9 protein-coding genes and 1 pseudogene are annotated in these 11,173 nt (G+C 34.4%); all 10 read right to left on the minus strand.

All coding sequences use genetic code 11. The features are described 5' to 3' along the window. Positions 1 to 22: 22 nt before the first annotated feature. On the minus strand, positions 23 to 385 hold the full coding sequence (locus tag IAI56_RS09015) for a hypothetical protein (protein ID WP_169522850.1): 363 nt from the start codon (positions 383 to 385) through the stop codon (positions 23 to 25). A 74-nt stretch (positions 386 to 459) separates the two neighbouring features. Then, complete coding sequence (locus IAI56_RS09020; protein ID WP_187657560.1) at positions 460 to 2,451, minus strand: heavy metal translocating P-type ATPase; 1,992 nt, start codon at positions 2,449 to 2,451, stop codon at positions 460 to 462. Positions 2,452 to 2,461: 10 nt separating this feature from the next. Further along, positions 2,462 to 2,827, minus strand: a complete 366-nt coding sequence (locus tag IAI56_RS09025; RefSeq protein ID WP_073364524.1) for a DUF3703 domain-containing protein — start codon at positions 2,825 to 2,827, stop codon at positions 2,462 to 2,464. A 2-nt stretch (positions 2,828 to 2,829) separates the two neighbouring features. Then, positions 2,830 to 3,186: a cation transporter gene (locus IAI56_RS09030; RefSeq protein WP_187657561.1), complete on the minus strand. Its 357-nt coding sequence runs from the start codon at positions 3,184 to 3,186 to the stop codon at positions 2,830 to 2,832. 25 nt (positions 3,187 to 3,211) lie between these two features. Beyond that, positions 3,212 to 4,462, minus strand: a complete 1,251-nt coding sequence (locus IAI56_RS09035) for an efflux RND transporter periplasmic adaptor subunit (RefSeq protein WP_169522847.1) — start codon at positions 4,460 to 4,462, stop codon at positions 3,212 to 3,214. A gap of 11 nt (positions 4,463 to 4,473) precedes the next feature. Continuing rightward, positions 4,474 to 8,790 carry a CusA/CzcA family heavy metal efflux RND transporter gene (locus IAI56_RS09040; protein WP_169522846.1) on the minus strand — a complete coding sequence of 1,439 codons (4,317 nt, stop codon included), beginning with the start codon at positions 8,788 to 8,790 and terminating at the stop codon, positions 4,474 to 4,476. Between the two features lie 97 nt (positions 8,791 to 8,887). Next, positions 8,888 to 9,220, minus strand: coding sequence for a DUF6660 family protein (locus IAI56_RS09045; protein ID WP_169522844.1), 333 nt, complete (start codon positions 9,218 to 9,220; stop codon positions 8,888 to 8,890). A gap of 61 nt (positions 9,221 to 9,281) precedes the next feature. Continuing rightward, entirely contained in the window at positions 9,282 to 9,917 is a 636-nt protein-coding gene (locus IAI56_RS09050; RefSeq protein WP_169522842.1) for a hypothetical protein, read from the minus strand. Between the two features lie 192 nt (positions 9,918 to 10,109). Beyond that, positions 10,110 to 10,733: a P-loop NTPase family protein gene (locus IAI56_RS09055; RefSeq protein WP_187657562.1), complete on the minus strand. Its 624-nt coding sequence runs from the start codon at positions 10,731 to 10,733 to the stop codon at positions 10,110 to 10,112. A gap of 124 nt (positions 10,734 to 10,857) precedes the next feature. Beyond that, a pseudogene (locus IAI56_RS09060) lies at positions 10,858 to 11,173 on the minus strand (transcriptional regulator); the annotation flags it as partial.

Consider the following 11,173-nt stretch of genomic DNA (forward strand, 5'->3'; position numbering starts at 1 on the left):
TTATGGCTGTCAAAATTTGGATTTAGCTTATTTTAGGAATTAGCCAAATGAAATAAAACCCATCAGAGATTGATGGTGTTGTGTATGAAAATTTAACTTTCTCGATTGAAGAATAGCTAAACATGTAATTTTTAAAATTAATTTCAGATAAAAAGCTTACTGAAGAAGTTGGACACGTTGAAGAACAACCACATTTTGAGTGACCGCAATTGCCTTTACATCCTTTGTGGTCTTTATCTTTTGAATTTTCATCACCGCAGCAACTCTTTTTTTCTGCGTTATTGGATGAAATTTCTTTTTTGCACGAACTCTTTTCTGAACCTTTACCACAAGCCATAGCAGTATTAGGGATGAGGAACATGCCTAATAAAACTACAAGTATCATGTGGTATTTGTTCATATATCTATTAAAACAGTACAAATTTAGCTAAAAATTATTGCATTATGTTAAAATTGATGTTAAAATCTCATTCTCTGAATTCTAACTGCGTTTAAAATAGCTAACAAAGCTACTCCTACATCGGCAAAAACGGCTTCCCACATTGTGGCTAAACCACCTGCACCAAGTACTAAAACTATTGTTTTTACAGCAAATGCTAAAATAATATTTTGCCAAACAATTTTCTTGGTTTGTTTGCCAATATTGATAGCCATTGGAATTTTTGAAGGCATGTCATCTTGAATAACTACATCGGCAGTTTCGATTGTGGCATCACTTCCTAAACCACCCATTGCTATTCCTACGTTACTTAACGCTACTACTGGTGCATCGTTTACACCATCGCCGACAAATGCTACCGTTTCATTTTTAGCAATGATTTCTTTAACTTTATTCACTTTGTCTTCGGGAAGTAAATCTCCAAAAGCATTTGTAATTCCGAGTGATTTTGCTACAAACTGCACTACGGTATTTTTATCGCCACTTAACATTATGGTTTTTATACCTAGTGCTTTTAGTTTATCTATTGTGATTTGTGCATCTTCTTTAATGCTGTCGGCAATAGTTAGATAACCTACGAATTTTTTATCGTAAGCTACAGCAATTAAGGTATAAACGATACTGGTTGGATCAATATCATACGAAATAGAAAATTTATCCATTAGTTTGAAATTTCCAACCAATAATTCATTTCCGTTTACTATGGCTTTAAGTCCGTGTCCTGAAATTTCTTCTACGTCTTTTAAAATAATGGTACTATCAATTTTTCCAACATATTGATGAATGGCTGTTGCAACCGGATGTGTACTTTGACTTTCTAAGGCATTGACCAATTGCAGTATTTCGGTTTGATTAAAATCGGAATTAAAAACGACTTCTTGCACTTTGAAAACACCTTCGGTCATTGTGCCTGTTTTGTCCATTACGACGTTTTGAATGGAAGCCATTACATCGAGGAAATTACTTCCTTTGAATAAAATTCCGTTCTTGGAAGCAGCTCCAATTCCGCCAAAATATCCTAACGGAATACTAATAACTAAAGCACAAGGACACGAAATAACCAAGAAAACCAAGGCACGATACAGCCAATCTCTAAAAATATAATTATCTACAAAAAGAATTGGAACTACACAAATTAAGATGGCTAAAAGCACCACAATTGGTGTGTAAATCTTGGCAAATTTGCGTATGAATAATTCAGTTGGTGCTTTTTTTGCTGTTGCATCTTGCACCATTTCGAGTATTTTAGACAGTTTGCTATCGGAATAAGCTGTTGTCACTTTGACTTGACAAACCGAATTTAAGTTTATCATTCCTGCTAAAACGGCTTCTCCTTTTGCTTTGGTATCGGGTTTGCTTTCTCCGGTAAGTGCTGCTGTATTGAATGAAGCTGTATCGGAAAGTAATTCGCCATCTAAACCTAATTTTTCTCCTGCTTTGAGTTGGATAATATCGCCAATTTTAGCGGTTGCTGCTTTGATTGTTTTGGCTACATTGTTTTCTAAAATAGTAACTTCATCTGGTCGTTGGTCGAGTAACGCTTTTATATTTGCTTTGGCTCGTTGAACTGCAAGTGTTTGAAAGACTTCGCCAACAGCATAAAACAGCATCACGGCAACACCCTCTGGAAATTCTGCGATGGCAAATGCTCCAATAGTTGCAATACTCATTAACAAAAATTCTGAAAATATCTCTCCTTTCTTTATAGCAACAAAAGCTTCTTTGATTACAGGAAAACCAACTGGTGCATAAGCAACAACATACCATATAATTCGTACCCAACCTGTAAACCACGATTGTGGAAAGTAATTATCGAAACCAATGGCAACCATTAACAAAACAAAACTTATGATTGCTGGTAGGAACATTTGAAACGTTGACTTTTCTTCGTTGGAATGGTTGTGGTCGTGTCCGTCATCATCAGAATGATTATCGGGTTTTTTATTTATTTTTTCTTCTAATGTGCAACAAAGTTGTTTTCCTTGTGCATCGTATTTGTGTTGATGTTTCATAATTCAATTATTAAGAATTTGAATTTATTATTTTTTGTATGTCTTTCGGAATTTCCATTGGTTTTAAAGGTGGCACGTTTGCACCACCAGTATTACCAACAGGAATATGTCCAACAAATGATTTTACACCACCTATCAATAATCTTGGTATTTGACCAATTACCTCATTTGTACTTTTAATCTTAATACCAAATTGTAACATTTTCCAATGTACAAATGTATGCTCGCATGGATATTTTTGAGCTATTATATGTGCACGTTCCAAATGATGCCAAGCATTTTGAAAATCATTTAGTTGTAAATTATCCTTAACTAATTCTAACTCTTTTTGATAAAAAGGAATTAGCTTATTTGGCATTATCGTATTAAATTTCATGACTAAGCTTTACAACAACCATCTAAACTTTCATACGCTTTTGGATCTGCTTTTACTTCATCTGCATCATATCCTAATTTAGAGATACCTTCTTTAATTACTTGTAAAGTAGTTTTCTTTGAATTGTAATAAATAGTAAAAGTCATCGCTTTATCATCTAACTCATACATTTTTATTCCTTTTATTTTAAGCATTTCTTTTTGGAATTTTTGCCCACAAGTTTCACATTCTTTACAATGATCACAATGTAAAAATGTTTTTATGACTGCTTTTTGAGTTGTTTTTTGTGCTGAAACTAGATTTGTTGAAAAAAATACTATTGCTAAAAAAGCGATTGATTTTAAAATTGAATTTTTCATGTTATTTATTTTAAATTATTATTTATTAATGTTCGTGTTCGCCACCACCTTTTGATGTTGCCAGCAAGTAGAAAGCTCCTTTAATTACTATTTTTGCATTGGCAGGAATTTCTTCAACTAATTTTATTTCAGTATATCCTAAATCGGTTGTTCCTGGTATTACTTCGATGGCTTTAAAGTGAATTTCGTTGTGTTCTTCCTCTTCGCCTTCAGCGTGCTCATTATGTGCTTCGCCCTCTTTGTGATTGTGTTCTTCTTCTTTTACTTTTGGAGTTTCTTCTTGGTGTTCTTCTTGAATGTAAATGTAATATTTGTCTCCATTTCTAACAATAGCATCTTTTGGCAAAGCTTGAACTGTTTGATTAGTAATGTTGATATTAGCCGCTACATACATTCCGGAAATTAAATCTTTAGCATCGCTTGGATTGATTTTGGCGTGAACTGCAACGGTTTTACTTTCGTTAGAAAATGATTTATTGATACCGAATATTTTTCCTTTTATTGATTTATTGGATTGATTGGTAAGTACAAAATCGACTTCTTGACCAACGGAAATTTTACCTAAATCTTTTTCAAACACATTCAAATCTAAGTGCATTTGGCTGTTATCGACTACTTCAAAAAGAGTAACTCCGGTTTCTGCAAACGCTCCTTTGGTGATGCTAATTTTACCCACATAACCACTTATCGGCGAAACAATCGGAATTAAAGAAGTGCTGCCTTTTAAACTAACATTCAACGCTTGTAGTTTATTTTTTGCTGCTTGTGCTTTTGCTTTTTCAACTGCTAATTTTGACTTAACTTCTTGAAACGTTTTACGAGGATTTACATTTTCATCGCTCAATGTTTTTTGGCGGTTGTATTCTAATTGTAGGTATTCAATGTTTGCAATAGCCGAATTGTAATCTTCTTGCATTTCGGTTACTTCAAGGTTTTGGATGGTTGCTAATGTTTTCCCTTTTACCACATAAGTGCCTTCTAACACATAAATATCTTTTACGACACCACCAATTAAGGTTGATATATTTGCCATATTCTGAGGTGGAACAGCAGTATATCCGTTTGCTTTGATTACCGTATTGAGGTTTTTCATTACGATAGTTCCTGTTTCTATACCAATGGTTTTGAATTGCGCTTCTGTTAGTGCTACTTCGGTTTCCGATTTTTCTTCTTCGTGTGTTTCTTCGGTTTTCTTTTCGCCGCAAGAAGTAAAAAGTATTAAGACAAGAGTATTAAGTATTAAGAAAAACTTCGATTTTGATTTTATATTTTTCATATTATTGAATATTAATTATTGTTGAAAGATGGAAATTGCAATTGAATAGCACTTTGATTATAGGTATTAACAGCTTCTGCGTTTTGCTTTTTAATATCAATGGCTTGGTTTAAAAAACTGATGTAAGTCCAATAACTCATGTCGCCATTGGCATAACTTTTTTGTGCTGTTGTAATAATTTGCTCTGCGTATTGCAATCCTTCGTTTTGATAATACGCCACTGCTTTTTTCTGCTTTTCAAACTCGTTTTGTAGTTCCTCTTTTTGTAGTTTTAAAGTCAGTTTGCTTTTATCCAATTCTAATTGCGATTGCGAAATACTTATCTGCGAAGCTTTCGCTTTAGCGGTATTTGCTCCACCAAATAAAGGAATTTGTACACCAGCAGTAAATCCTTGAAAATACGATTTTGTTTCAATGGTTTGCCCGAAATAACCTAATCCTAGCCTCGGTGTACGCATTGCTTTGAATGTATTAGCTTCTTTTTGATAGACTGTAATTTGCTGTGTGTAATAGTCGTTTACCAATCCTTCCACTTTAGCATTATTCACATCAGTTGGGTTTGCATATTTCAGTGGCGTTGTAGCATCTGGAATTATATTTTCATCGGTTTGAATGAAGTATTGTAATTGCTTTTGATATACAACCAAATCATATTCTAATTGTGCTTTTTGGGTTTCGATTTCCTTTACTTTAGCTTTGGCACTTATGACTTCAATATTACCACTTTCGCCTGTTTGAAAACGAAGCTCTGCATTTTTTAGGAATTTGGAATAAATGTCGAACAATTCAGTATTCAGTTTTTGAATGGAAACACCGTATAAATATTGATAATACGCAAGTGTTACCGCTTTTTCGATTTCATATTCGGTTAATGCTTTTCGCTTTTCAGCCAATTTTGCTAATTCTTCTTGTAATTGTCTATTGGCTTTTGTGATTTTACCAATAGGAAAGTACTGTTGAATGGAAACATTATGGTCGTAATCAACATTGTTGAATTGTCCGCCTTGGTATTGTACTTGCAAAGGATCTACTTGAAATGCAGTTTTTTTGAGGACGGTTTGTTTTTCAATTTCCTTGTCGGCAATTTTTAAATCGATGTTATTTGCTTTTGCTTTTTCAATGGCTTTTTCTAGCGTTATGGTTTGGCTATTTTGAGCAAATGAAAAGCTACTTATTAATAAAACTATTAGTGTTACAATTGGATTTGACATTTTTTTTCTTCTTTTAATTCCCTTTTCAAAGAGTAAATACAAAATTGGTAAAACGATTAAGGTTAGTAATGTAGCCGAAACCAATCCGCCAATTACTACAGTTGCTAATGGTTTTTGAACTTCGGCTCCGCCACTTGTTGACAATGCCATTGGTAAAAACCCAAGTGAAGCTACCGCAGCAGTCATTAATACTGGTCGCAATCTTGTTTTTGTTCCGATTAAGACACGTTGCATTGGGTCGGTTATTCCTTCCGTTTTAAGTTGGTTAAAATAAGATATTAGCACAATTCCGTTTAAAACAGCAATTCCGAATAAAGCAATAAAACCAATTCCTGCCGAAATACTAAACGGCATTCCGCGTAACCATAGAGCAAAAACACCACCAATTGCTGATAATGGAATGGCTGTGAAAATCAGTAATGATTGCTTCATACTGTTGAAGGTAAAAAACAATAAAACCAAAATAAGTCCTAAAGCAATTGGTAAAGCTACCGAAAGGCGTTTATTGGCTTCCACTAGATTTTCAAATTGTCCACCATACGTAACATAATATCCTGCTGGAAGTTTGAAATTGGTGTCTAACTTTTGTTGAATTTCCTCAACAACACTTTTTATATCACGACCACGAACATTTAGACCAACTGTAATTCTTCGCTTTCCATCTTGACGAGATACTTGTACAGGCCCTTGTTCGTAACTGATGGTTGCTACTTGGGAAAGGGGTACTTGTTGACCGTTTGGCAATGGAATAAATAAATTACTCACATCGGTTATATCACTTCTATTAGCCTCATTCATACGAACCACTACATCAAATCGTTTGCTCTCTTCATAGATTTTACCGGCGCTTTCTCCGGCAAATGAGGAACGAATTATTTGATTGATATCGACAATATTCAAACCGTATAAGGCTATTTTATTGTAATCGTATTTGACTGTGATTTGCGGCAGACCTACAACTTTATCAGCTTTTAAGTCACCAACACCTTCAATTTTACTAACTTTTGAAATCAATTCTTTGGCTTTTGTATCTAAAATCTCTAAATCATCACCAAAAATCTTAATGGCTATATCGCTTCGGCTTCCTGTCATTAACTCGTTAAAGCGCATTTGAATAGGCTGTGATATTTCGATATTCGCTCCTGGAATAACTTCCATTTCTTCTTTCATCAAATTGGCTAAATCTTCCCAATTATATGCAGAAGTCCATTCGCTTTTGTCTTTCAGTACAATAATAAAATCGCCACTCTCAATTGGCATTGGATCGGTTGGAATTTCTCCACTTCCGATTTTTGTTACAATGGTTTTTATTTCAGGGAATTTTGCTTTTAGGATTTTCTCATATTTAGTAGTTGTTTCTACCATTTGTGTTAATGAGCTTCCGGTCATAATGGTAACATTAATGGCTAAATCACCTTCTTCAATGGTTGGAATAAATTCGCCTCCCATATTTTGAAAAGTTATAAGTGCCAAAGCAAACAACCCTAATGAAATAGCCAAAACTGTTTTTTTTAATCGTAATGCTTTTTCTAAAAATGGTGCATATATTTTCTCGAACCATGCCATCATTCTATCGCTAAAGTTTGGCTTATGCTCTGTGTTCTTGGATAAAAACATTGCACTCATCATTGGAACATACGTCAGTGATAAAACAAATGCTGCGATTACTGCAAAGCCTACCGTCATTGCCATAGGTTTGAACATTTTACCTTCAGTACCAACTAATGCTAAAATTGGTAGGTATACAATTAAGATTATGATTTCTCCAAAAGCTGCACTGTTACGGATTTTAGAAGCTGATTTATATACTTCACTGTCCATTTCAGTTTGGGTTAAATTATTTTGTCGTTTGAGTTTTTGCAAATGGTGCATTGTGGCTTCAACAATGATTACAGCACCATCGACAATAATTCCGAAGTCGATTGCTCCTAAACTCATTAAGTTACCACTTACGCCAAAATAATTCATTAGAATTACCGCAAAAAGCATAGATAATGGAATTACAGAAGCAACTATTAAACCTGCACGAAGATTACCAAGAAATAAAATCAAGACAAAAATTACTATTAATGCGCCTTCGAGTAGGTTTTTAGTAACTGTTCCGATTGCATTATCAACTAATTTTCCTCTATCAATAAAAGCTTCAGCAACAACACCTTCGGGAAGTGTTTTATTGATTTGCTCCATTTTCTCTTTTACTCTTTCGTTTACCGCTTTTGAATTTTCACCTTTTAGCATCAATGCCATACCACAAACGATTTCCCCTTTACCATCTTTTGTGGAAGCTCCATAACGCAATGCAATGCCTTCTCTAACGGTTGCCACATCCCTGACTAAAACCGGTGCCCCGTTTCTGTTTTTAATGACAACTTTTTCTAAATCTTTATTTCCTGTTGCCATACCGACACCGCGGATGAAATAGGCATATTGGTCTTTTTCGATGTAAGCTCCTCCTGTATTTTGATTGTTTTTTTCGAGTGCTTCAAAAATTTCAGTAATGGTTACTCCAAGACTGTTAAGCGTATTTGGGTTTACTGCGATTTCATATTGTTTCAATTTCCCACCCCAAGTACTCACTTCGGCAACGCCTTCAACACCTTGAAGCTGAGGAACAATAATCCAATCCTGAATGGTTCTTAACTTGATGGCGTCGTATTTATCTTCATACCCTTTTTTGGCAAAGACATCGTATTGGTAAATTTCCCCAAGACCTGTTGAAATTGGACCTAACTCTGGTGTACCTGCATAAGCTGGTATATTTTCTTCGGCTTGCTTTAAACGTTGGAAAATTTGCTCTCTTGCCCAATAGATATCGACATCGTCTTTAAAAACTACGGTAACTACCGAAAGTCCGAAACGAGAAATACTTCGTAATTCAATAACTTTTGGAATTGTCTTTACAGATTGTTCTAATGGATAAGTGATTAATTGTTCTACTTCCTGACTTGCTAAAGTTGGTGCAGTAGTTATTATTTGTACTTGATTGTTGGTTACATCAGGTAACGCATCAAGCGGTAATTGTTTTATAGAGTAGCTACCAAAAGCTATTAGAACCAAAGTAAATAAAAGTATTATAAACTTGTTCTTTATACTGAACTGTATGATTTTGTCTAACATTGAAAATATTATAATGAATTAGAAAATTAGCAAAACTACTTTTGCTATTATTTGTGAAAAGGTCACAACTTTCTAACCCGAAATTACTCGGGCATCGTTATACTATTTGAGGTGGTTGCCAGATACTTCCGTAGAAATTGGAAGTAAATTGTGAAGCGTAAGATGGTAATTGGGTTGTAATAGTCTTTGAAACTACTGTAAAATTGTAGTTCAACATTTTAAAATAGCTTACTATTTGTGAACCACAGCAATTACAACTGCAAAAAGGCGAACACAAATCGTTTTCTTTATCGTGATTGTGGGACTTTTCATCATGATTAGCTGAAATCTCAACAACTTTGTGAGCTGCACTGTTTACTTCCATGTCTGCACATGGTAAACAAGAAAGTGCTACCAGATAGATTGATAATATGTAGTTTAAGAGTTTCACGAGTGTAAAAGTATTAATTTTATTAATATATAATTCAAAACAAATGGATTAATTATTTTATTTATATTTTTTTACTGTTAATGTCATCCAAGTAATACTGCAAATCATACAGATAAATTAACTCAATGTTTTCTTCACTTGGCATTTGTTCTAATTCGACAAAATTGATATTTTCAGAAAGTGCTTTTTCGCCAATGATGTCTTGAATAATTACATAGACCACTTCTAGAAGGTTTTTATTATTGCAATGAACGGTGTAGTTTTTTAAGTACACAATCATGTCTATTTTTTTGCAATTTTCGTATTGTAAAGGTTCAAATTTTATTTCACTGGCTTTTAGATTAATGTCTTTGAATACATACGGTTTGTCTAATCCGGCTTCCATTTTCTCGATATTTTCTGATGGTTGTATGAAAGCTATAAAGTTCCAATGATTGAGTTTTGGTGCATTATCTACCAAATTTGTGACTGCTTCAAAATAATCGGGATTACCGTTTGCTGAAATTATGAGTTGTATTGTTTTGTTGTTTCTTTTTGGAAATACTAGTATGCAATCTAATCCTTCGGAATAGTAATGTAGGCTTTTGTCGAGCCAGAAAAGAAAGAGCTTTTGGATTTTTGGTTTTTCGTTTTGTAGGTTTCTTAGGGTTTGTTCGTTGTACTGGATCCAGTTCCAGAAAAGGGTTATGTTTTTCATGATTATTAGGTTTTAAGTTTTTTTTTACCGCAAAGTCGCAAAGTTGTCGCAAGGTTCGCTAAGGTTTATTTTGATTGTGTTACTACTTTATTTTTTTAGACACATAGAAGTATAGATTTTAATAGAATTTTGAAGACGCTTTGCTTTGAGATAGATTTCATAGTTGGTTGTTCTAGTTATAAATTAGTTGTTTTACCTCTTATCGGAGGTTGTTTTATCATAAGCAATAAGATTGAGCATTTGACGCATTCGGCTTCGTACACGGTTGCCGTATTGGGTTTCTATTTCGGATGCGGATAGGTTTGTTGTGATGTGGGTTTGTATTCGTTTTGCGATATACACATCGTATCTGCTTAATAGTATTTCTGCCATTACATTGCATTCGTTGCCGTAATATTTTAGATTGCTTTCTGTACCTAAATCGTCGAAGCATATTGTTTTTGGTTCGTATTCGTATAGTTTTCCTTTGCTGTATTTGTGTATGATTTGGTAGCCGTCTTGAATGAATTCGAAGCTTATATCTCGGCATGGTTTTACGAAAAATTTGTGTTCGGTTGGTGTTAGGTATTTCATGATGTTCATTATTGAGGTTTTGCCACAGCCGATTGGTCCAGAAAGTAGAATTCCTTTGTTGAGGTTTATGTTGTATTGAAAACAGGTTACCTCATCTTTGAGAAAATACGCGATTAATTTGTAGATGATTGGATAATCGGTTTCTAGTATTTTGAAATGGGTTCCGTATAGCTCGATGCCTTTTTGCTCTATCCACATGATTATTTCTTGATAGTTGTAGTGGGTTTTTATGTTTTCATTCATTTGTAATTTTTTTGTTCGCTAAAGCGAAGGTTTGGGAACACAGATGACGCGGATTAAACGGATTTACACAGATTTTTTAAAATCAACAATTCACTTCGACAAGCTCAGTGTGACAAATGAGTTACTACAATGGTTCGGAATAGTCTTTATCGATTTTGGTGTTGAGTTGTTTTGGGCGGTTAGGTTCTGCATTTGTGATGAATTTTGGTGCGTTTAATATCCAGTTTTGTGCTGCGGCTTGCCAATCGACCATGTGTGTTTTGCCGCCGACTAGCCAACCGATGCTTGAGAAATAGTTGAAGAATTTTTGGGCTTCGAGTTCTGGGAAGTTGTTTTCTTGGAAATAGAATTTGACGTTTTCGATTGTTGGTATTTCGTCTTTCTTTTTTTCGCGCAACTTTTTTTCTTTCTCGGAAAGAGTTACCTCGACTGCGCTCGGC

Origin of the sequence: Flavobacterium macrobrachii (genome assembly GCF_014486675.1) — a bacterium.
In the GTDB taxonomy this organism is placed as follows: domain Bacteria; phylum Bacteroidota; class Bacteroidia; order Flavobacteriales; family Flavobacteriaceae; genus Flavobacterium; species Flavobacterium macrobrachii.